The organism is Ancylobacter mangrovi (genome assembly GCF_024752355.1).
Taxonomy (GTDB): domain Bacteria; phylum Pseudomonadota; class Alphaproteobacteria; order Rhizobiales; family Xanthobacteraceae; genus Ancylobacter; species Ancylobacter mangrovi.
The window spans coordinates 328368-349722 of record NZ_JANTHZ010000001.1; the positions used below are offsets into that span (position 1 = coordinate 328368).

Genomic DNA, 21355 nt, shown 5'->3' on the forward strand with positions numbered 1-21355 from the left:
TTCAACGGGGCGGCTCCGGCGTTGCGTCGGTCGCGGGGGGATGCGGGGGAACAAGGCCCTGCCCTTCGGACCCGGTCCGGTCGGCCTTCTTGCGGAACACGCGGCTGACGGCGACGAACAGCAGCGGCACGAAGAAGATGCCGAGCACCGTCGCCGCGATCATGCCGCCCATCACGCCGATGCCGATGGCGTTCTGCGCCCCCGAGCCCGCCCCGCTGGCGATGGCGAGCGGCGTCACGCCGAGGATGAAGGCGAAGGAGGTCATCAGGATCGGGCGCAGGCGCTGGCGCGCGGCGTCGAGCGTGGCCTCGACCAGCCCGAGGCCATGGGCCTGCCGCTCGATGGCGAACTCGACGATCAGGATCGCGTTCTTCGCCGCCAACCCTATCGTCGTGAGCAGGCCGACCTTGAAATAGACGTCGTTGGTCTGGCCGAAGAGATGGGCGGCGAGCAGCGCCCCGAAGATGCCGATCGGCACCGAGAGCATCACCGCGAACGGGATCGACCAGCTCTCGTACAGTGCCGCGAGGCACAGGAACACGACCAGCACCGAGATCGCATAGAGCGCGGTCGCCTGGTTGGAGGACAGCCGCTCCTGGTTCGACAGGCCGGTCCATTCATGGCCGTAGCCGGCCGGTAGTGCGGCGACGATCTCGTCGATGGCGTCCATCGCGTCGCCCGAGCTCACGCCCTGCGCCGCCTGCCCCTGGATCTCCACCGCCGAGGAACCGTTGAACCGCTCCAGCCGCGGCGAGCCGTAGGTCCAGCGGCTCGAGGCGAAGGAGGAGAACGGCACCATGTCGCCGGCCGAGTTGCGCACATGCCACTTGCCGAGGTCGGCCGGCTGCATGCGGAAATCGGCGGCGGACTGGAGGTAGACCTTCTTCACCCGCCCGCGGTCGATGAAGTCGTTGACGTATTCGCTGCCCCAGGCGATCGACAGCGTGTCGTTGATGTCGGAGAGCGAGACGCCGAGCGCGCTCGCCTTCTCCTGGTCGATGTCGATGACGAATTGCGGCTCGTCCTCCTGCCCGTTCGGGCGGGTATTGGCGAGGCGCGAATCGGATGCCGCCTTGGCGAGCAGCGCATCACGGGTGGCGATCAGCTTCTCGTGGCCGGCGCCGTTGATGTCCTGAAGGTAGAAGCTGAAGCCGTTGGTGTTGCCCATGCCCTGGATGGCGGGCGGCGCGAGGGCGAACACCTGGGCGTCGCGGATCTTGGAGAAGGCCGCCATCGCCCGGCCGGCCACGGCGGTGGCCGAGAGATTGGCGGACTTGCGCTCGTCGAAGGGACGCAGCCGCGCGAAGGCGATGCCGACATTCTGCCCCTGCCCGCCGAAGCCGAAGCCGGCGACGGTCATGATGCCTTCGACCGCGTCCTTCTCGTCCTCCAGATAGTGCCGCGTGACTTGGTCGAGCACCTGCTGGGTCCGGTCGGCGGTGGCGCCGACGGGCAGTTGCACGCTGGTGAGCAGGATGCCCTGGTCCTCCTGCGGCAGGAACGACGAGGGAAGCTTGGTGAACATCCACCCCATGGCGATCGTGATGGCGAGGAAGACGACGAGGAAGCGCCCCGAACGGGCGAGGATCCCGGCCGTGCCACGGCGATAGGCGCCGGTTCCGCGCTCGAAGCCGCGGTTGAAGGCGCCGAAGATGCCGCGCTTCTCGCTGCCGTGCCCGGGCGCGCGCAGGATCGAGGCGCAAAGCGCCGGGGTGAGGATCAACGCCACCAGCACCGACAGCACCATGGCGGTGACGATGGTCACCGAGAACTGGCGGTAGATCACCCCGACCGAGCCGCCGAAAAACGCCATCGGCACGAACACCGCCGACAGCACGGTGGCGATGCCGACCAGCGCGCCGGTGATCTCGTCCATCGACTTGCGCGTCGCCTCCTTGGGCGACAGGCCCTCCTCCTCCATCACGCGCTCGACGTTCTCGACCACGACGATGGCGTCGTCGACCAAAAGGCCGATGGCGAGCACCATGGCGAACATGGTGAGCGTGTTGATCGAGTAGCCGAGCGCGGCGAGCACGCCGAAGGTGCCGAGCAGCACGACGGGGACCGCGATGGTTGGGATCAGCGTGGCGCGGATGTTCTGCAGGAACACGAACATCACCACGAAGACCAGCGCGATCGCCTCGAACAGGGTGCGCACTACCTCCTCGATGGAGAGCACCACGAAGGGTGTCGTGTCGTAGGGGTAGACGACCTCCACCCCCTCCGGGAACGTGCCGGAGAGGCGCTGGATGGTCGACTTCACCGCCTCGGCGGTCGAAATCGCGTTGGCGCCGGTCGCGAGGTTGATGGCGAGGCCCGCTGCCGGCTTGCCGTTGTAGTGCGAGGAGGTGGTGTAGCTCTCCGCGCCGAGTTCCACGGTCGCGACGTCGTTCAGCCGCACCAGCGAGCCGTCGGTCGTGCTCTTGAGGATGATGTTGCGGAACTGCTCGGCGGTCTGGAGGCGGCTGCGCGCGGTGACGGTGGCGTTGAGCTCCTGGCCCTTGCGCTGGGGCAGCCCGCCGAGCTGGCCGGCGGAGACCTGCGTGTTCTGCGCCTCGATCGCCGTGGCGACGTCGCCGGGCATGAGCTGGTACTTGGCCAGCTTGTCCGGGTCGAGCCAGATGCGCATCGCGTAGCCGGCGCCGAACAGTCGGGTGGAGCCGACGCCCTCGACCCGCTTGAGCGTGTCGTTCAACGTGGAATCGACATAGTCGGCGAGGTCGACCGAGGACATCTTGCCGTCGGACGAGACGAAGCCGATCACCATCAGGAAGCCGTCGGAGGCCTTGTCGACCTCGATCCCGCTGGTCTGGACGATGGTGGGAAGCTGCGAGGTGACGAGCTGCAGCTTGTTCTGCACCTGCATCTGCGCGACGTCGGGATCGGCGGCGCTGGTGAAGGTGAGCGTGAGGCTGGCCTCGCCGGTGGAGGTCGAGGTGGCCGACATGTAGTCGAGATTGTCGATGCCGGTCATGCCCTGCTCGATGATCTTGGTCACCGAGTTCTCGACCGTCTGGGCGTCCGCACCCGGATAGGACGCAGTGATGCGCACCGTGGTCGGGGCGATCTGCGGGTATTGCGCGATCGGCAGGCTGCGCAGCGCCAGAAGGCCGCCCAGCATGATCAGGATGGCGATGACCCAGGCGAAGACCGGGCGGTCGATGAAGAACCGGGACATGGCGACCTCAGTTCTCGGCCGAGGTCGACGTGCCGGCGGCCCCGCCGGCCGTGGCGCCCCCGCCTGCCGCCTCCTTCTTCGCCGCCTCCTCCTTCGCCGGCGCGGCCGTCGAGCGCTGGCCGCGATCGCTGACCTCGCCCGTCGTGTCGTCCACCACAACGCTGACCGGCGTGACCTGCAGCCCGGGCTTGGCGAACTGGCTGCCCTCGACGATGACGCGGTCGCCGTCGGCGACGCCGCTCTCCACCAGCCAGCTGTTGCCCACATTGCGGCTGATGGTGAGCACGCGCTGCTCGACCTTGTCGTCGGCGTCGACGACGAGCGCGACCGGCTCGCCCTTGGTGTTGCGGGTCACACCGCGCTGCGGCACCAGGAAGCTGTTGGGCGCGACGCCTTCCTCGACGATGGCGTGCACATACATGCCGGGCAGCAGCAGGCGGTCGGGATTGGGAAACCGGGCGCGGACCAGATAGGTGCCGGTGGTCTCGTCGACATTGGCGGAGGAGAATTCCAGCGTCCCCGCATGGGAATAGAGCGTGCCGTTGTCGAGCTTCAGGCGCACCTGCACGTTGTCGCCGCTGATCTTGATGCGCCCGTCGCGGATCGCCTGGCGCAGGTTCAGGAGGTTGGTGCTCGACTGGGTGACGTCCACATTGATCGGATCGAGCGTCCGGATGGTGGTCAGCGCGGTATCCTGGCTCGCCGTCACCAGCGCCCCCGGCGTGAGCGAGGACTTGTCGATGCGCCCGCTGATGGGCGCGGTGATGCGGGTGAAGTCGAGATTGATGCGCGCGGTGTCGACCGCGGCCCTGTTGACCGCGACGTCCGCCTTGGCCTGGGCCAGCGAGGCGACGGCGTCGTCATAGTCCTGCTTGCTGACCGCGTTCTGCTTGATCAGGTTCTGGTAGCGGTCGACCTTGGACTGCGCGCTGGGAACCAGCGCCTCCGCCTTCTGCAGGCTCGCGACCGCGCTGTCATAGGAGGCCTGATAGCTCGCCGGATCGATCTGGTAGAGCGGATCGCCGGCCTTGACCTCGCTGCCCTCCTGGAAGAGCCGCTCCTTGATGATGCCCGCGACCTGCGGGCGCACCTCCGCGACCAGCGAGGCCGTGGTGCGGCCCGGCAGTTCGGCGGTGATCGCGACCGACTGGGGATGCACCGTCACGACGCCGACCTGCGGGCGCTGCTGCCCCCCGCCCTGCTGCTGGCCCGAGGTCTCCCGGCCGTCACACCCGCCAAGGACAAGAAATGCGAGGCAGGCGGCCGCCACGAGGGCCGGCCGCATCCTGGGGGTGGACATTTGCGCGTTTGATCCAAATATTGATACTATCAGTACCCATATTCTTCTATCGCGGGCTCTGTCAATTGTCCGCAAGAGGCAGGCAGGCCTCCGGGGGGCAGATCATGCTGGACGAACTGGCTCACAGCCGGGACGCTTCGCCGCGCAGGCGCGGGCGTCCGAAGCAGGCGCCGGACGAGGAGCGCCGCGCCGGAATCGTGGCCATGGCCTACGCCATGTTCCGCGAGCTGGGCTATGCGCAGCTCACCACTGATGCGGTCGCGGCGCGCTGCCACATCTCGAAGCGCACGCTCTACCGGCTTTTCCCCAACAAGGGAGCGCTGGTCGCGGCCATCATCGACACCCATCGCCGGCAGTTGATCGCCCTGCCCGGCGACTATGACGATCTCTCGCCGATCGAGGCGCTGGAGCGCATCTTCGTGAACGAGGTGGAGGACGAGCACGACCGCGAGCGGTTCGCCTTCCTCAAGCTATTGTTCATCGAGGCGGCGCAGAACCCCGAGCTGGACCAGATTGTGCGCCTGCACGGGCGGGACGTGGCGCTGGGCCTGCTGGAGGACTGGATCGCCCGCGAGGTCGAGCTCGGCCGCCTCCGGGTGCCCGACGCGCACGGCGCCGCGCGCATGCTGATGGATCTGGTGGCCGGCGCGACCATGCCGGCCCGCACGGGTCCGGTGGAGTGGCCCGGCAGCGCCGCGCGGCGGGCCTATGTCAGCGAGTGCATCCGGCTGTTCGTCAACGGCGCCGCCCCGCGCCACTGACCCTGCCGCTTCAGGCCGGCAAGGGTGCGGGCGCGCCGCGCGAAGCGACGCATCTCGCCCGGTACTGGCGCGGCGAAAGGCCGAACGCGTTGCGGAACTCGCGCGAGAAATGCGCCGCGTCGGAAAAGCCGCAGTCGAAGGCGATCTCGGTGATCGAGCGCGGGCTGTTCTCCAGCATCCAGCAGGCATAGTCCTTGCGGAGCTGGCGCTGGAAGGAGGCCGGCGAGGCGCCGAGCGCGGCGCTGAAGGCCCGTTCGAGCTGGCGCGCGGAACAGCCGACATAGCGGGCGACGGCGTCCATCGAGGGCGGATCGTCCAGCCGCTGCTCCATGAAATGGACCGCCTGATGCACCCGCGAATCCGCGACGCCGGACAGGTCCGCGAAGAAATGCGGCTGCGGCAGCGAGGAGGGACGCATGCCCTGCAGCATCATGTGGCGCACCGCCTGGTTGGCCTTGGCCGACCCGCAATGGCGCGAGATCAGATAGAGGCCGAGGTCGATCGCGGCGGTGGAGCCGGCGCAGGAGAGAAGGTCGCCCTCGTCGACGAAGAGCTTGTCGGTGACCGCGTCGAGCGTGGGGAACTGGGCATGAAACGCCTCGAGCACGTTCCAGTGCACGCAGACCGTGCGCTTCTGCGCGAGGCCGGCCTGGGCGATGGCGAAGGTGCCCGTGCACACGCCGATCAGCCTCACCTTGCGCGCGGCGGCGAGCCGCAGATAGTCGAGCAGCGCGGCGGGCTGGCGCTCGTTGAGATAGTCGTTGCCCCCGCACACCGCGACATAGTCGAACTGCGCGGGATCGAGCAGCGGCGAACTGTCGGAGATCACCACCCCGCAGCTCGCCCGGCGCGGCGTGCTGTCGAGGCTCATCACCTTCCACGAGGCATGGATCTGCCGGCTGCGCCCGCCATGGTCGGCGGCAAGGCGCAGCGCGTCGATCAGCCCGCCGAAAGCGGCGAGCGTGAACTGGTCGAGCAGCACGAAGCCCACGCGCAACGGCGAGACGCGCGCCGGACCGGGCCGGAAGCCGGGCCTCTCGGCAGGGACGCTCGGGTAAGGTGGGGCCTGCAGCATGTCGCCCATATCAAAGTTTCTGGCCTGATACTGCAAGCCGCCGCTGCTTCAGGGGACAATTATCCGGTCGCCTGTACATGGAGGGGAGAAAACAACATGGCACGCATGCATGGTCTCGTTACCGCGTCCGCGCTCGCGCTGGCCGCCACGATCGCGCCGGCTTCGGCCCAGGACGCTCTGCACGTCGCCTGGTACGGCGGCAACTGGGGCGACGCCTTCAAGTCCTGCGTCGCCGATCCCTTCACCAAGGCGACCGGCGTCACGGTGGTACCGGAGGTCGGCACCTCCACCGTCACCCTCGCCAAGCTGCAGCAGCAGAAGGACGCGCCGACCCTCGACGTCGCCTGGATGGATGGAGGCGTCAGCGAACTCGCCGAGGCGGACGGCGTGCTGGAGCCGCTGACCGAGGCCGGCGTGCCGAACCTCGCCAACACCCTGCCGCAGGCGATCTACAAGAACGACAACGGCATCTATGCCGTCGGCACCGGCTACTACTCGCTCGGCCTGACCTACAACACCAAGGAGATCAAGGAGCCGCCGGCCTCCTGGAACGACCTGTGGAAGCCCGAATACGCCGACGCGGTGACGATCCCCTCGCCGGCCAATTCCTCGGGCGTGCCCTTCCTGTTCTTCCTGCACAAGATCCTGAACGCCCCGGCCGGCGACTTCGCCCCGGTCTTCGCCAGGATCAAGGAGCTCAAGGCCGCGCTGTTCTTCGATTCCTCGGGAGCGGCGTCCAACGCCTTCCAGAGCGGCGAGGTGGTGATCGGCGCGCACTTCAACGTCGGCGCCTTCGACCTGATGGCCAAGGGGCTGCCGATCGGCTTCACCGTGCCGAAGGAAGGCGTGTGGGCGACCGATGCGCGCCTGCATCTGGTGAAGAACGCGCCGCACAAGGAGATGGCGCAGAAGTTCATCGACACGGCCCTCACCCCGGAAGCCTCCAAGTGCCTCGCCGAGAAGCTCTTCCTCGGCCCGTCGGTGAAGGGCGTCACGGTCTCCGCCGAGACCGCCCGCAAGCTGCCCTGGGGCGAGAAGGGCTCGGTGGATAATCTCTACCTGCTGAACTGGACCGAGGTGAACGCCAAGCGCGCCGAGCTGGTCGACACCTGGAACCGCGAGATCGCTCACAAGTGAGCCGCGGCCAGCAGGCCTGACCCTCCAACCCGCCGGTCGGTCGCTATCAGGTGGCCGGCCGGCCCCGAAACCGGGACCGACACGTGCAGCCACTCCTTTCCCTTGAAGCGGTCTCCAAGCATTTCGCCGGCCATCAGGCGCTGCGGGATGTGGAGCTCGGCGTCAGCGCGGGCGAGTTCGTCGCCCTGCTCGGGCCGAGCGGCTGCGGCAAGACCACGCTGCTGCGCTGCATCGCCGGCTTCCTGATCCCCGAGAGCGGGCGCATCCGCATCGAGGGCGAGGACATCACCGCCGCCCCGCCCTATCGCCGCCCACTCAACACCGTGTTCCAGAGCTACGCGCTGTTTCCCCATATGAGCGTCGCCGACAACGTGGCCTACGGGCCGCGGCGCGCGGGTGCCTCGCGGCGCGAGGCACAGGGGCGGGCGCGCGAGGCGCTGGCGCTGGTGGGCCTCGGCGAGATGGGCGCGCGCCTGCCGCGTGCGCTGTCCGGCGGCCAGCAGCAGCGCGTGGCGCTGGCCCGCGCCATCGTCAATCGGCCGAAGCTGCTGCTGCTCGATGAGCCGCTCTCCGCGCTCGACCTGAAGCTGCGCCGGCGCATGCAGATCGAGCTCAAGCACATCCAGGAGAAGCTCGGCATCGCCTTCATCTTCGTCACCCACGATCAGGAGGAGGCCATGGCGATGGCCGACCGGATCGTGGTGATGCATGCCGGGCGCATCGAGCAGGTCGGCGCGCCGGCCGACATCTACCGCGCGCCGGCGACCCGCTTCGTCGCCGAGTTCGTCGGCGAGCCCAACCTCATTCCCGCGACGCCCGCAGGCCCCGGCCGCGCCCGGCTCGCCTTCGCCGGGCTGGAGCTGGCGGTGCCGGAGGGCACGAGCTGCGCCATGGTCCGGCCGGAGGACGTGGTCCTCGTCGAGGGCGCCGCCGCACCGGACCTCGCCACCGCGACCGGCGTGGTCGAGGATGTGGTGGCCATCGGCTCGGTCACCACGGTGTTCGTGCGCTGCGGCGACCTCGTGCTGAAGGTGGCGCGGCTCGGCATGTCCGGCGCCGATCTCGAGCCCGGCGCCACGGTCGCGGTGGGGCTGCGCCCCGCCGGCCTCCACTTCATCGCGGGCTAGGGCCATGGCCGCCTCGCGAACCGCCCTGGCGCTGCTGCTCTTCGCGCCCCTCGCCTTCTTCGCCGCCTTCTTCCTGGCGCCGATGGCGGTGGTGGCGATCTCGAGCGTCACCACGGACGGCGACACGCTCACCTTCGCCCATTACGCCCGCATCCTCCTCGACGAGTATCACTGGGACGTGCTGTGGGTGACGTTCCGCATCGCGCTGATGACGACGCTGATCTGCATGCTCGTGGGCTTCCCGCTCGCCTGGTACCTGGTGCGGATCGTGCGCTGGCGGACCTGGCGGCGGATCTGCGTGATCCTCGTCATCGTGCCGCTCTTCACCTCCAACATCGTGCGCTCCTTCGGCTGGATGGTGCTGCTGGGCCGGACCGGCCTCGTCAACCAGGCGCTGATGACGCTCGGCCTGACCGAGCGACCGATCCGCTTCCTCGGCACCGAGACCGGCATCCTGATCGGCCTCGTCTACATCCTCGTGCCGTTCGTGGTGCTGGCGGTCGGGAACGCTCTGGCGACGATCGACAATTCCTATGAGGAAGCCTCGGCCGATCTCGGCGTCGGCCCGGCGCGCACCTTCTGGTTCGTCACCCTGCCGCTCTGCCTGCCGGGCGCGGTGTCCGGCGCCATCATCGTGTTCGCGCTGGCGGTGAGCGCCTATGTGACGCCGGCGCTGCTGTCGGGCGGGCAGATCACCGTCTTCTCCATGCTGATCTTCCAGCAATATTCCTCGGTGTTCGACTTCCACTACGGCGCGGCGCTGAGCATCACCCTGCTGGTGCTGACGCTGGTGCTCGTCGGCATCGCCGGCCGCATCGGCGATGCCGGACGGAGGGCGGCATGATCGCGCGGCTCCTCATCCGCATCGTGGCGCTGGCGGCGCTCGCCTATCTGGTCCTGCCGCTGGTGGTCATCACCGGCACCTCGCTGACGCAGACCAGCTACCTCGCCTTCCCGCCCGACGGGCTGACCCTCAAATGGTTCGGCGTGCTGCTCGACGACCCGTCCTACGTGTCCGCCTTCGTCACCTCGACCCTGCTCGCCCTGGCGGCGACCGCGGTGTCGGTCGTCCTCGCGGTGCCGGCGAGCCTCGCGCTGGCCCGCTATGCCTTCGCCGGCCGGGCGCTGGTCTCCTCGCTGTTCCTGTCGCCTCTGGTGCTGCCCTATGTCGTGCTCGGCGCTGCGCTGCTGCAGTTCGGCTCGGCGATCGGCATGGCGCGTTCCTTCGAGGCGCTGCTGGTCGGGCACGTCGTCATCGTCATGCCCTTCGTGCTGCGCTCGGTGCTGCCCCTGCTCACCCCGGAGCAGCGCGCGCTCGAGGAAGCCTCGATGGACCTCGGCGCCAACCCGGTGACCACCTTCTTCCTGGTGGTCCTGCCGCAGATCCGCGGCGGCATCGTCTCGGGCGGGCTGCTCGCCTTCATCTCGTCCTGGATCAACGTGGAGCTGTCGATCTTCAACACGACGGCCACCCTCAACACCATCCCGGTGAAGATGTTCAACTACGTGCAGTACACGATCGACCCGACCATCGCGGCCGTGTCCGCGATCACGATCGTCGCCGCCGCACTCGTCATCATCCTCCTCGATCTGCTGATGGGGCTCGACATGCTGTCCGAGCGCCATCGGTCGTAATTCCAACGGAGCCTTCACGATGCGCAAGCAGGATAGTTTCGACGTCATCTACACGCATACCGAGGGTGAACCGCTCTGCATCATCCACAGCGGCATTCCCTACCCGGCCGGGTCGTCGATCCTCGAGAAGCGCGCCTTCCTGGAAGCGAACTACGACTGGGTGCGCACCTCGCTGATGCGCGAGCCGCGCGGCCACCGCGACATGTTCGGCGTGTTCCTCACCCCGCCCTCCTCGCCCGACTACGATGCCGGCCTGATCTACATCGACGGCACGCAGTACTCCCACATGTGCGGCCACGGCACGATCGCCGTCGCCATGGCGATGGTGGCGCACGGCATGGTGCGGCGCTCGGACGACGGCATCACCCGCATCCGCTTCGAGACCACCGCCGGGCTCGTGCAGGCGGAAGTCGCCAGCGAGGGCGACGAGGTGCTGTGGACCCGCTTCGAGAACGTGCCCGCCTATGTGGCGGCGCAGGACATCGCCTTCGACCTGCCGGGCGTCGGGCCGCTCAAGGCGGACGTGGTCTGGGGCGGCAACTATTTCGGCATCATCGACCTGCGCGGCACCTCGCTGCGGATCGGGCCGGAAAACGGCTCGGAGCTGTCGCGCCTCGGCATCATGGCGCGCGAGGCGATCCGCGAGAAGGTGAAGATCCAGCACCCGACCGCCGGCCACATCAACAATTTCAACTTCGTCACCTTCTGGCACGAGCCGACCATCGAGGGCGCGCTCTACAAGAACGTGCACGTGTTCAGCGCCGGCCAGCTCGACCGCTCGCCCGGCGGCACCGGTACCAGCGCCATGATGGCTATGTTCGAGGCGCGCGGCGTGATCGGTCTCAACCAGCCGATCAGGTCGGAGGGCCTGCTCGGCACCGGCACTTTCGAGGGCTGCCTCGTCGGCGAGACCCGGCTCAACGACGTGCGCGCCGTGCGCCCGACGGTGAAGGGCACCGCCGGCCTGCTCGGCACCGCGCGCTGGGTGATCGACCGCAACGACCCGGTCGGTACCGGCTTCCTGGTCGCCTGAGGATCGCCCGCCACCAGCTCCCGTAGCCGCGTTCGAAGCGGCCGCGGGGTCGCTCCAAAGGTATTCCGCCCGGGTGCCCGCCCTGCGCGGGGCGCTTGTCCGAATGCGACAAAGCTTGCGCCCGCCGGGCCTCGGGCGCATAAGCGCGGCAACAAGATTGGAGGAGTTCCATGCCGCCTTATCGCTCCCGAACCACCACCCACGGCCGCAACATGGCTGGCGCGCGCGGTCTCTGGCGCGCCACGGGCATGAAGGATGGCGATTTCGGCAAACCCATTATCGCGGTAGTGAACTCCTTCACGCAGTTCGTGCCCGGCCACGTCCACCTGAAGGATCTCGGCCAGCTCGTCGCGCGCGAGATCGAGGCCGCGGGCGGCGTCGCCAAGGAGATGAACACGATCGCGGTCGATGACGGCATCGCGATGGGCCATGACGGCATGCTCTACTCGCTGCCCTCGCGCGAGCTCATCGCCGACAGCGTCGAGTACATGGTCAACGCGCACTGCGCCGACGCCATGGTCTGCATTTCCAATTGCGACAAGATCACCCCCGGCATGCTGATGGCGTCGATGCGCCTCAACATCCCGACCGTGTTCGTCTCCGGTGGCCCGATGGAGGCCGGCAAGGTGGTGCTGGGCGGCAAGACCAAGTCGCTCGACCTGATCGACGCCATGGTCGCCGCCGCCGACGACCGGGTGGCCGAAGCCGACGTGGAGGTGATCGAGCGCTCCGCCTGCCCGACCTGCGGCTCCTGCTCGGGCATGTTCACCGCCAATTCGATGAACTGCCTCACCGAGGCGATGGGCCTCGCCTTGCCGGGCAACGGCTCGACGCTCGCCACCCATGCGGACCGCAAGCGTCTGTTCGTCGAGGCCGGCCACACCGTCGTTGACCTCGCCCGCCGCTACTACGAGCAGGACGACGAGAGCGTGCTGCCGCGCGCCGTCGCCAGCTTCGCGGCGTTCGAGAACGCGATGACGCTCGACATCGCCATGGGCGGCTCGACCAACACGGTGCTGCACCTGCTCGCCGCCGCCAATGAGGGCGAGGTGCCCTTCACCATGGCCGACATCGACCGGCTGTCGCGCCGCGTGCCGGTACTGTGCAAGGTCGCCCCGGCCGTCGCCGACGTCCATGTGGAGGACGTCCACCATGCCGGCGGCATCATGGGCATCCTCGGCGAGCTCGACCGCGCCGGGCTTCTCGACACCTCGGTCAGCACCATCCACGCCCCCACGCTCGGCGCGGCGCTCGATCACTGGGACGTCAAGCGCAACTCCAGCGACGCCGTGCACGAGTTCTACCGCGCTGCGCCCGGCGGCGTGCCGACCCAGGTCGCCTTCAGCCAGGCCGCGCGCTACGACGAGGTCGACCTCGACCGCGAGAAGGGCGTGATCCGCGACGCCGAGCACGCCTTCTCCAAGGATGGCGGCCTCGCCGTGCTCTACGGCAACCTCGCCGAGGACGGCTGCATCGTGAAGACGGCCGGCGTCGACGAGAGCATCCTGAAGTTCACCGGCACCGCGACAGTGTTCGAGAGCCAGGACGACGCCGTCTCCGGCATCCTCGGCAACCGGGTGAAGCCGGGCCAGATCGTGCTCATCCGCTATGAGGGGCCGCGCGGCGGGCCGGGCATGCAGGAGATGCTCTATCCGACCAGCTACCTGAAGTCGAAGGGCCTCGGGAAGCAGTGCGCGCTCATCACCGACGGGCGCTTCTCGGGCGGCTCCTCGGGCCTGTCGATCGGCCATGTCTCGCCGGAAGCGGCGGAGGGCGGCACGATCGGGCTCGTGCGCGAGGGCGACACGATCGAGATCGACATCCCTAACCGGCGCATCCACCTCGCCGTCGACAATGCCGAGCTCGCGGCCCGGCGCGAGGAGCAGGAAGAGAAGGGCTGGAAGCCCGCCGCTCCGCGCAAGCGAAACGTCTCGACCGCGCTGAAGGCCTACGCCGCCTTCGCCACCAGCGCCGCCAAGGGCGCGGTGCGCCAGCTTCCCTGATGCGCGCCCTCACATAAACGATGACGGAAAATGCCGGGCCACCGCCCGGCATTTTTCTTGGACGCACCAATGCCCTGTCCCTGATTGCCAAGCGTCCGCTGGCTCATGCCCGACGTGTCGGCCCGCTTCCTCGCGCCTGCTGCAGAGAGGCGATCTGCCGGCGCAGCCATTTCGGCAGGCTCTTCTTCAGCGGAATGAGCTCCTTCTCCAGCGCGGCGACGCGTGCCTGTGCGTCGGCGAGCTGGGCGGAGAGGCGCAGTTGCGCATCCGAGAGCTGCGCCGCGCGAGCCTGCGCGTCGGCAAGCCGGGTCTCGTAGGAGCGTATCAGGGCCACTCGTTCAGCCTTGGCGTGAGCCTCGGCGTGAGCCTGCCCCTGCACGCGGGCCTGCTCGCGCTCCTGGTCCTTCGCCGCGTGCTGGGCCTCCAGCTCCCGCACCCTCGCGGTCGCGATCGAGAGCGGGCTGTCGGCGATCTGCCGCGACTGCTCCGCGAGGTCGATGACGATCTCGTCCATCAGGGCGCGGCGTCGGTCGGCCAGCGCTTCGGGGGAAAGCTCCTCCGCTCCCTTGCGCAGCCAGGCATAGAACTCCGTCGCCGGCGCCTCGTCCACCGCCTCGACGCGCAGATCGAGGAAGCCCAGCGCGCCCAGCTCCAGTATCATCAGCTTGAAGCTCGCCGGGGTGAACACCCATTGATGGGCATCCACATAGGAGGTCGCGTTGGCGGCCCGTTCCCAGGCCGGCAGCAGCTCGCTGATCGCCACGCGCAGGGTCTTGGGCTCGGGGTCGTCGATTGACCAGCCGGGCGGAAACCCCTTCATGGCGTAGAAGGCGCCGAAGTCGAAATAGATCTCCGGCTTGTGCCGCGCGCGCTTTTCCCGATACGCCGCGATGGCCGCGCCCGTCGTGGAGAACGGCCGATAGAAATCGAAGCACTTGCGCTTGTCCGGCACCGCGAGGATGACCACCCCGTCGGGCTTCAGCAGCCTCTGCGCGGCTTCGAGAAAAGTCACGACGTCGGTCGTGTGCTCGATCACGTGGCTGGCGATGAAGGCATCGAACGTCCCGTGGTCGGCAACGGGTATGGCGTCGGCGATCGACCCGCCACGCCATATGTGATCGACCTCCTCGATGCGTTCGACATCGGCAACATAGGGGTCGTTGACGTATTTGGCCTTGAGAGCCTCGCGGCTGTCATGGTCGACGATGAAAGTGTTCCAGCCGTCCCGCTTCGGCGCCAGCGGCGCGAAGCTCGGCCCGATTTCGATAACCTTGCTGCTCTTGTCGAGCCTTCTCAGGATAATCTCTTCCCGAGTCATCCCATGCCCCCTTATGCGTACTGCCCGCATGCAGGGTACATATCTTCCGGATCGGCCGACAATGACTATGATCTACTACCCAATTCGGTACCGTCATTCAGCAATAGATTATTGATGTCGGGGTGGGCCTTTTCAACAGCCCGCCTCATCCCAGCAAACCGCATTGCGAACAAAACGGGAAACGTGCTTGCGTAGCAAGCTGATTCCCGCAGAGATTCGCCCGCCCATGCACGCCGCCGCCTATCTCGAGAAGCTGAACCCGCAGCAGCGGCGGGCGGTCGAGCATGGCGTGAGCGGGCCGGACGAGGCGCGCAAGGGTCCGCTTCTCGTCATCGCCGGCGCCGGTTCGGGCAAGACCAACACCCTCGCCCACCGCGTCGCCCATCTCATCGTCAATGGCGCCGATCCGCGCCGCATCCTGCTGCTCACCTTCTCGCGCCGCGCGGCCGCGGAGATGACGCGCCGCGTCGGGCGCATCGCCTCGCACGTGCTTGGCCCGGACGCCGCCGTGCTGACCGAGGGGCTGAGCTGGGCCGGCACGTTCCACGGCATCGGCGCGCGGCTGCTGCGCGACTACGCGCCCCAGATCGGGCTCGACCCCAACTTCACCATCCACGACCGCGAGGACAGCGCGGACCAGATGAACCTGGTCCGCCACGAGCTCGGCTTCTCCCGCACCGAGAAGCGCTTCCCCACCAAGGGCACGCTGATCGCCATCTATTCGCGTGCGGTCAATGCGGAGCTGCCGCTCGAGGAGGTGGTCGGCCGCTTCTTCCCCTGGTGCGCCGGCTGGGGTGCGGAGCTGAAGGCGATCTTCGGCGGCTATGTCGAAGCCAAGCAGGCGCAGGGCGTGCTCGATTATGACGACCTGCTGCTCTACTGGGCGCAGATGGCACAGGAGCCGGCGCTGGCGGCCGAGATGGGCGGGCGCTTCGACCATGTGCTGGTCGACGAATATCAGGACACCAACCGGCTGCAGGCCTCCATCCTGGTCGGGCTGAAGCCGGAGGGGCGCGGCCTCACCGTGGTCGGCGACGACGCGCAGTCGATCTATTCCTTCCGCGCCGCCACGGTGCGCAACATCCTCGACTTCCCCGGCCATTTCTCGCCGCGGGCCGAGACCATCATGCTGGAGCAGAACTACCGCTCCACCCAGCCCATCCTCGGCGCCGCCAATGCGGTGATCGACTTCGCCTCCGAACGCTATGCCAAGAACCTGTGGTCCGAGCGGGTCTCGAGCGAGCGGCCGGTGCTGGTGAGCGTGCGCGACGAGATCGAGCAGGCCGGCTTCGTCGCCTCCCAGGTACTGGAGAACCGGGAGGCCGGCATTGCGCTGAAGCAGCAGGCGGTGCTGTTCCGCGCTTCCCATCACAGCGGACCGCTGGAGGTGGAGCTGACCCGCCGCAACATTCCGTTCGTGAAGTTCGGCGGGCTGAAATTCCTCGATTCCGCCCATGTGAAGGACGTGCTCGCCGTGCTCCGCTTCACCGAGAACCCGCGCGACCGCGTCGCCGGCTTCCGCGTGCTGCGGCTGATGAACGGCATGGGCCCCGCTACCGCCGGCAAGGTGCTGGACGCGCTCGCCACCGGCCCGCTGCTGCCGACGCTCGAATGCTACGCGCCGCCGCCGCGGGTGAGCGGCGACTGGCAGGACTTCGTCGCCCTCGCCCGCGACCTGAAGGGCGGCTCGGCCGGCTGGCCCGGCGAACTCGACCGGGTGCGGCAGTGGTACGAGCCGCATCTGGAGCGCATCCACGAGGACGCGCCCACCCGGCAGGCCGACCTCGTCCAGCTCGCCCAGATCGCCAGCGCCTATCCCTCGCGCGAGCGCTTCCTGACCGAGCTCACGCTCGACCCGCCGGACGCCACCAGCGCGGAGGCCGGCCGGCCCCATCTCGACGAGGACTATCTGATCCTCTCGACCATCCATTCCGCCAAGGGGCAGGAGTGGAAGTCGGTGTTCGTGCTCAACACGGTGGACGGGTGCATCCCGATCGACCTCGGCGCCGGCACGCGCGACGAGATCGAGGAGGAGCGGCGGCTGCTCTACGTCGCGATGACGCGGGCGAAGGACAGCCTGTCGCTGGTCGTGCCGCAGCGCTTCTTCGTGCACGGCCAGGCCGCGCGCGGCGACCGGCACGTCTATGCCGCGCGCACGCGCTTCATCCCGCCGCGCATCCTCGGCCATTTCGCGCAGGCCGCCTGGCCGCCGGCCACGCCCGAGGCACCCTCCCCGGCGGCGAACGACACGGTGCGCATCGACCTCTCCGCCCGGATGCGCGGCATGTGGCGGTAGGCTCCCCGCATTCGGCGACGCCGGCGCGCCCTATTCGCCCGGCCCCTCCGAGGTCGGCGCCAGGCGCTCCAGTTCGTCGTCGGTAAACAGGCGCGAGCGGGTGAGGAAGCGCAGGTCCCGGCCGTTCTCAAGGCTGAACATGCCCCCGCGCCCGGGCACCACGTCGATGACGAGCTGGGTGTGCTTCCAGTAGTCGAACTGCGAGGGGCTCATATAGAACGGCGCGCCGCCGATCTCGCCCATCTTCACGTCGCGGTCGGCGATCATGTACTCGCCCTGCGGGTAGCACATGGGCGAGGAGCCGTCGCAGCAGCCGCCGGACTGGTGGAACAGCACCGGCCCGTATTCGGCGGTGAGCGTGGCGATCAGCTTCAGCGCGGCGGGCGTCGCCAGCACGCGCGGCACCAGGGTGTCGGCGCTGCCGGTCGCGGTGGAGGTTGCGGCATCCATGGCGTCTCCTCCCGAAAGAATGCGTTCCCCCCGAAAGAAACGCCATCCCGGCGGGAAACCGGGATGGCGTGGAGGTCCTTGGGGGGAAATCAGAAGAAGCCGAGCTTCTTCGGGCTGTAGCTCACCAGCATGTTCTTGGTCTGCTGGTAGTGGTCGAGCATCATCTTGTGGTTCTCGCGCCCGATGCCGGACTGCTTGTAGCCGCCGAAGGCCGCGTGGGCGGGATAGGCGTGGTAGCAGTTGGTCCACACGCGCCCGGCCTGGATGGCGCGGCCGAAGCGGTAGGCGCGGTTGCCGTCGCGGGTCCACACGCCGGCGCCGAGGCCGTACAGCGTGTCGTTGGCGATGGAGAGCGCCTCGTCCTCATCCTTGAAGGTGGTCACGGACACGACCGGCCCGAAGATCTCCTCCTGGAAGATGCGCATCTTGTTGTGGCCCTTGAACACGGTCGGCTTCACGTAGTAGCCGCCCGCGAGGTCGCCGCCGAGATTGTTGCGCTCGCCGCCGGTGAGCACCTCGGCGCCCTCCTGCTTGCCGATGTCGATATAGGACATGATCTTTTCGAGCTGCTCGGAGGAGGCCTGCGCGCCGACCATGGTCGCGGGGTCGAGCGGCGAGCCCTGCACGATCGCCTCCACGCGCTTGAGGGCGCGCTCCATGAAGCGGTCGTAGATGCTCTCCTGCACCAGGGCGCGGCTCGGGCAGGTGCAGACCTCGCCCTGGTTCAGCGCGAACATGACGAAGCCTTCGATCGCCTTGTCGAAGAAGTCGTCGTCCTCGGCCACCACGTCCTTGAAGAAGATGTTGGGCGACTTGCCGCCGAGTTCCAGCGTGACCGGGATCAGGTTCTGGCTGGCATACTGCATGATCAGCCGGCCCGTCGTGGTCTCGCCGGTGAAGGCGATCTTGGCGATGCGCGGCGAGGAGGCGAGCGGCTTGCCCGCCTCGAGGCCGAAGCCGTTGACGACGTTCAGCACACCCGGCGGCAGCAGGTCGGCGATCATCTCGACCAGCACCAGAATGCCCGCCGGGGTCTGCTCGGCCGGTTTCAGCACCACGCAGTTGCCCGCCGCAAGGGCCGGGGCGAGCTTCCACACCGCCATCAGGATCGGGAAGTTCCACGGGATGATCTGGCCGACCACGCCGAGCGGCTCGTGGAAATGATAGGCGATGGTGTCGTGATCGATCTCGCTGATTCCGCCCTCCTGCGCCCGTACGGCGCCGGCGAAGTAGCGGAAATGGTCGATGGCGAGCGGGATGTCGGCCGCGGTGGTCTCGCGGATCGGCTTGCCGTTGTCCCAGGTCTCGGCGAGCGCCAGCGTATCGAGGTTCTCCTCCATCCGGTCGGCGATCTTGTTGAGGATCAGGGCGCGCTCGGCGGCCGAGGTCTTGCCCCAGGCGTCCTTGGCGGCATGTGCGGCGTCGAGCGCCTTCTCGATGTCGTCCTTGTCGGAGCGGGCCACTTCACAGATCTTGCCGCCGGTGATCGGCGAGGTGTTGTCGAAGTAGCGGCCGGCCACCGGCTCGACGAAGGCGCCGCCGATGAAGTTGCCGTAGCGGGCCTTGAACGGGGACTGCCTGGTAATCGCGATTTCTGGCTTGTTCATTGGATCCTCCCAAGGGTGGTGCGGGGAGGATTGCACCGCTTGTGCCAAAGCTGTGCGGCAGCGCACAAAATCGTTAGTGCGAAGCGGGAAAATATTGAAACTGCTCGTATTAGCGCAGAACTCGCCTATGGTTGAGGAAATCACCGATAGACGCCTGACGAAAACTTGCTAAAAACTGTCGGAGAAAACAACAAGACCTGCAACAGGTGTTGCTTTTTGCAACAGCGGGAGGTGCGCATGAGGACGGAGGCATCCCCACGGGCCGTGCTCGCGGCCCGGCGGCAATTCTTCCATGATGGCCGGCCGGAGGGCCCGCTGGTCGCCTCTCTGCTGCCCGAACCGATCCTGCGCTCCTGGCGCCGCTGCGCCGAGCGCGGCCTCGACAGCGCCGCCCTGCCCCGGCTGGAGCCGATGACGGCGCAGGAGCTGCGTGAGGTGGCCGAGCGCCACGACAAGCTGCGCCGCCTGTGCCGGCCGGAGATCGAGAGCCTCTATGCCGACGCGATGCAGACCGGCTGCGTCGTCGTGCTCACCGACGCGTCCGGCCTGATCCTCGACGCGCTCGGCAACGCCGATTTCGCCGCCCGTGCGGCGCGTGTCGCCCTGCGACCCGGCGTGGAATGGGGCGAGGGCACGACCGGCACCAACGCGGTCGGCACCGCCATCGTCGAGGGCCGGCCGATCACCGTGCACGGCGCCGAGCATTATTACGACCCGCACGGCATATTGAGCTGCTCGGCGGCGCCGATCCTCGATCCGTTCGGCCAGACCGTGGGCGCGCTCGACCTCTCGGGCCCCGCCGCGGTCGACCACCGCCACGCACTCGGGCTGGTGCGCCTCGCGGTCGAGCAGATCGAGCACCGCTTCTTCGACGAGGACTTCCAGGGCCGCCGCGTGCTGCGCTTCCAGAGCGAGCGCGAGCTGCTGGGCACGGCGCGCGAGGGCATCCTCGTCTTCGAGGACGACCGTCTGGTGGCGGCCAACCGGGTCGGCCTCGGCCTCGTCGGCGCCGACTGGTCCGCGCTCGGCCTGCGGCGCGCGGGCGAGCTGTTCGGCGAGATGCCGCGCGCGGACGGCACCGCGCATCTCATGCATACTCTAGCGGGCGGCAGCCTGTTCGGACGCTTCGACGGCGTGTCCTCCCCGATGTCCCGCCTGACCCGCCCGGCGGGCGGCCCGCGCCCGGGCGCCGGCCCGCTGCTGCGCCCCTCCGACCGCGAGGCGGTCTCGCGCGCGGTGCGCATGGTGGAGGCGGACGTGCCGGTGCTGATCCGCGGCGAGACCGGCACCGGCAAGGAGATGGTGGCGCACGAGATCCACCGCCTGAGCGAGCGCGCCGCCGGCCCCTTCGTCGCGGTGAACTGCGCGGCCATTCCCGAGACGCTGATCGAATCCGAGCTGTTCGGCTATGAGGACGGCGCCTTCACCGGCGCGCGTCGCCACGGCCACAAGGGGCTGCTGCGCCAGGCCGAGGGCGGGGTGCTGTTCCTCGACGAGATCGGCGACATGCCGCTCGGCCTGCAGTCGCGCCTGCTGCGGGTGTTGCAGGAGCGCGAGGTCGCCCCGCTCGGCGGCGGGCGGCCGGTGCATGTGGATTTCGCGCTGATCTGCGCCACTCATCGCGACCTGCGCGCGCTGGTGGAGGCCGGCACCTTCCGCTCCGACCTCTATTTCCGCATCGCCCACTACACGCTGGAGCTGCCGGCGCTGCGCGATCTCGAGGACCGGCTCGAAACGGTGCGCGCATTGTGGCGGCGGCTCGTCGAGGACGAGCGGCTGAGCCTGTCGGAGCGCTGCGAGGCGCGGCTCGCGGCCTATCGCTGGCCGGGCAATTTCCGTCAGCTCGTCGGCACGCTGCGCGCCCTCGCCGCTCTCGCCGAGCCCCATCGGCCGGTCGAAGCGGAACTGCTCCCGCCGGAATTGAGCGAGATGGCCACGACGCGGCCGCCGCAGCTTCCCGTGGCGGGCGCGATGAGCGATGCCACGCTCGACGTGCTGACGGTGGAGGCGATGCGGCGGGCTCTGGAGGCGTGCGGCGGCAATGTCTCGCGCGCCGCGCGCCAGCTCGGCATCAACCGCTCGACCCTCTACCGCCGCCTGTTCAACGCCTGAGGCGGGGAACCGATCGCCGTCGCCATCCGTTGCCCCCGAGATTTCATCAAGGGAGGCAAGCAGATGGTTCGTGATCCGCGCCGTCTCGACCAGAACCCCGTCGTCACCGACCCGGCCAATGTCGACGCCGTGCTGGAGGATCGGGCGACCGACGTCTCCAACCCGCTCAAGCCGCCGCTGGACGAGGTTCACAACGACAACGACCCGAAGGACGGCAAGCGCGCCGCGCGCTCCGGCGGCCGCTTCGCGCCCAAGACCCTGCAGACGGTGGACGGTTCGAACGACGGCACACCGCAGGAGCCGGACGATCCCAAGCGCTGAAC

16 protein-coding genes are annotated in these 21355 nt (G+C 68.4%); 10 read left to right on the forward strand and 6 right to left on the reverse strand.

Annotated elements, in window-relative coordinates:
• Position 1: 1 nt before the first annotated feature.
• Both NVS89_RS01505 and NVS89_RS01510 read right to left on the reverse strand, forming a co-directional pair.
• The gene (locus tag NVS89_RS01505) at positions 2-3178 is read right to left on the reverse strand and encodes an efflux RND transporter permease subunit (RefSeq protein ID WP_258730706.1); all 3177 of its coding nucleotides are present in this window, start codon (positions 3176-3178) and stop codon (positions 2-4) included.
• Between the two features lie 7 nt (positions 3179-3185).
• Entirely contained in the window at positions 3186-4478 is a 1293-nt protein-coding gene (locus NVS89_RS01510; protein ID WP_258730707.1) for an efflux RND transporter periplasmic adaptor subunit, read from the reverse strand.
• A 203-nt stretch (positions 4479-4681) separates the two neighbouring features.
• Between NVS89_RS01510 and NVS89_RS01515 the strand changes: the two genes are divergently transcribed.
• Entirely contained in the window at positions 4682-5239 is a 558-nt protein-coding gene (locus NVS89_RS01515; RefSeq protein WP_258730708.1) for a TetR/AcrR family transcriptional regulator, read from the forward strand.
• Positions 5240-5249: 10 nt separating this feature from the next.
• Here NVS89_RS01515 and NVS89_RS01520 read toward each other — a convergent pair whose 3' ends face one another.
• Complete coding sequence (locus NVS89_RS01520; RefSeq protein ID WP_258730709.1) at positions 5250-6323, reverse strand: GlxA family transcriptional regulator; 1074 nt, start codon at positions 6321-6323, stop codon at positions 5250-5252.
• An 87-nt stretch (positions 6324-6410) separates the two neighbouring features.
• Here NVS89_RS01520 and NVS89_RS01525 point away from each other — a divergent pair, with 87 nt between their 5' ends.
• From NVS89_RS01525 to ilvD, 6 genes are all read left to right on the forward strand, one after another.
• Entirely contained in the window at positions 6411-7451 is a 1041-nt protein-coding gene (locus NVS89_RS01525; RefSeq protein WP_258730710.1) for an ABC transporter substrate-binding protein, read from the forward strand.
• An 83-nt stretch (positions 7452-7534) separates the two neighbouring features.
• Positions 7535-8578: an ABC transporter ATP-binding protein gene (locus tag NVS89_RS01530; RefSeq protein ID WP_258730711.1), complete on the forward strand. Its 1044-nt coding sequence runs from the start codon at positions 7535-7537 to the stop codon at positions 8576-8578.
• Positions 8579-8582: 4 nt separating this feature from the next.
• Entirely contained in the window at positions 8583-9422 is an 840-nt protein-coding gene (locus NVS89_RS01535) for an ABC transporter permease (RefSeq protein ID WP_258730712.1), read from the forward strand.
• On the forward strand, positions 9419-10213 hold the full coding sequence (locus tag NVS89_RS01540) for an ABC transporter permease (RefSeq protein WP_258730713.1): 795 nt from the start codon (positions 9419-9421) through the stop codon (positions 10211-10213). The genes NVS89_RS01535 and NVS89_RS01540 overlap by 4 nt, the downstream gene beginning before the upstream one ends.
• 19 nt (positions 10214-10232) lie before the next feature.
• Positions 10233-11246: a proline racemase family protein gene (locus tag NVS89_RS01545; RefSeq protein ID WP_258730714.1), complete on the forward strand. Its 1014-nt coding sequence runs from the start codon at positions 10233-10235 to the stop codon at positions 11244-11246.
• 170 nt (positions 11247-11416) lie between these two features.
• The gene (gene ilvD / locus NVS89_RS01550) at positions 11417-13249 is read left to right on the forward strand and encodes a dihydroxy-acid dehydratase (protein ID WP_258730715.1); all 1833 of its coding nucleotides are present in this window, start codon (positions 11417-11419) and stop codon (positions 13247-13249) included.
• A 103-nt stretch (positions 13250-13352) separates the two neighbouring features.
• On the opposite strand, the gene NVS89_RS01555 is transcribed toward ilvD, so the two are convergent.
• Positions 13353-14567, reverse strand: a complete 1215-nt coding sequence (locus NVS89_RS01555) for a methyltransferase domain-containing protein (protein WP_258730716.1) — start codon at positions 14565-14567, stop codon at positions 13353-13355.
• A 226-nt stretch (positions 14568-14793) separates the two neighbouring features.
• On the opposite strand from NVS89_RS01555, the gene NVS89_RS01560 reads away from it, so the two are divergent.
• Positions 14794-16863 carry an ATP-dependent helicase gene (locus NVS89_RS01560; protein WP_258731495.1) on the forward strand — a complete coding sequence of 690 codons (2070 nt, stop codon included), beginning with the start codon at positions 14794-14796 and terminating at the stop codon, positions 16861-16863.
• 30 nt (positions 16864-16893) lie between these two features.
• Here NVS89_RS01560 and NVS89_RS01565 read toward each other — a convergent pair whose 3' ends face one another.
• Together NVS89_RS01565 and adh are read right to left on the reverse strand one after the other, a co-directional pair.
• Positions 16894-17313: a DUF779 domain-containing protein gene (locus NVS89_RS01565; RefSeq protein WP_258730717.1), complete on the reverse strand. Its 420-nt coding sequence runs from the start codon at positions 17311-17313 to the stop codon at positions 16894-16896.
• Between the two features lie 89 nt (positions 17314-17402).
• The gene (gene adh, locus NVS89_RS01570; RefSeq protein ID WP_258730718.1) at positions 17403-18920 is read right to left on the reverse strand and encodes an aldehyde dehydrogenase; all 1518 of its coding nucleotides are present in this window, start codon (positions 18918-18920) and stop codon (positions 17403-17405) included.
• A gap of 237 nt (positions 18921-19157) precedes the next feature.
• Between adh and NVS89_RS01575 the strand changes: the two genes are divergently transcribed.
• The gene (locus tag NVS89_RS01575) at positions 19158-21032 is read left to right on the forward strand and encodes a sigma-54-dependent Fis family transcriptional regulator (RefSeq protein ID WP_258730719.1); all 1875 of its coding nucleotides are present in this window, start codon (positions 19158-19160) and stop codon (positions 21030-21032) included.
• A 63-nt stretch (positions 21033-21095) separates the two neighbouring features.
• Positions 21096-21353, forward strand: a complete 258-nt coding sequence (locus tag NVS89_RS01580) for a hypothetical protein (protein WP_258730720.1) — start codon at positions 21096-21098, stop codon at positions 21351-21353.
• Positions 21354-21355: the final 2 nt, after the last annotated feature.

Excerpts from the sequence above, each read along its gene's own strand:
- NVS89_RS01510 (WP_258730707.1), bottom strand. The coding sequence starts at position 4,478 with ATGTCCACCCCCAGGATGCGGCCGGCCCTCGTGGCGGCCGCCTGCCTC.
- NVS89_RS01545 (WP_258730714.1), top strand. The coding sequence starts at position 10,233 with ATGCGCAAGCAGGATAGTTTCGACGTCATCTACACGCATACCGAGGGT.
- NVS89_RS01540 (WP_258730713.1), top strand. The coding sequence starts at position 9,419 with ATGATCGCGCGGCTCCTCATCCGCATCGTGGCGCTGGCGGCGCTCGCC.
- NVS89_RS01505 (WP_258730706.1), bottom strand. The coding sequence starts at position 3,178 with ATGTCCCGGTTCTTCATCGACCGCCCGGTCTTCGCCTGGGTCATCGCC.
- NVS89_RS01515 (WP_258730708.1), top strand. The coding sequence starts at position 4,682 with ATGGCCTACGCCATGTTCCGCGAGCTGGGCTATGCGCAGCTCACCACT.
- NVS89_RS01565 (WP_258730717.1), bottom strand. The coding sequence starts at position 17,313 with ATGGATGCCGCAACCTCCACCGCGACCGGCAGCGCCGACACCCTGGTG.
- NVS89_RS01575 (WP_258730719.1), top strand. The coding sequence starts at position 19,158 with ATGAGGACGGAGGCATCCCCACGGGCCGTGCTCGCGGCCCGGCGGCAA.
- NVS89_RS01580 (WP_258730720.1), top strand. The coding sequence starts at position 21,096 with ATGGTTCGTGATCCGCGCCGTCTCGACCAGAACCCCGTCGTCACCGAC.
- NVS89_RS01535 (WP_258730712.1), top strand. The coding sequence starts at position 8,583 with ATGGCCGCCTCGCGAACCGCCCTGGCGCTGCTGCTCTTCGCGCCCCTC.
- NVS89_RS01560 (WP_258731495.1), top strand. The coding sequence starts at position 14,794 with ATGCACGCCGCCGCCTATCTCGAGAAGCTGAACCCGCAGCAGCGGCGG.
- NVS89_RS01520 (WP_258730709.1), bottom strand. The coding sequence starts at position 6,323 with ATGGGCGACATGCTGCAGGCCCCACCTTACCCGAGCGTCCCTGCCGAG.
- NVS89_RS01525 (WP_258730710.1), top strand. The coding sequence starts at position 6,411 with ATGGCACGCATGCATGGTCTCGTTACCGCGTCCGCGCTCGCGCTGGCC.
- ilvD (WP_258730715.1), top strand. The coding sequence starts at position 11,417 with ATGCCGCCTTATCGCTCCCGAACCACCACCCACGGCCGCAACATGGCT.
- NVS89_RS01555 (WP_258730716.1), bottom strand. The coding sequence starts at position 14,567 with ATGACTCGGGAAGAGATTATCCTGAGAAGGCTCGACAAGAGCAGCAAG.
- adh (WP_258730718.1), bottom strand. The coding sequence starts at position 18,920 with ATGAACAAGCCAGAAATCGCGATTACCAGGCAGTCCCCGTTCAAGGCC.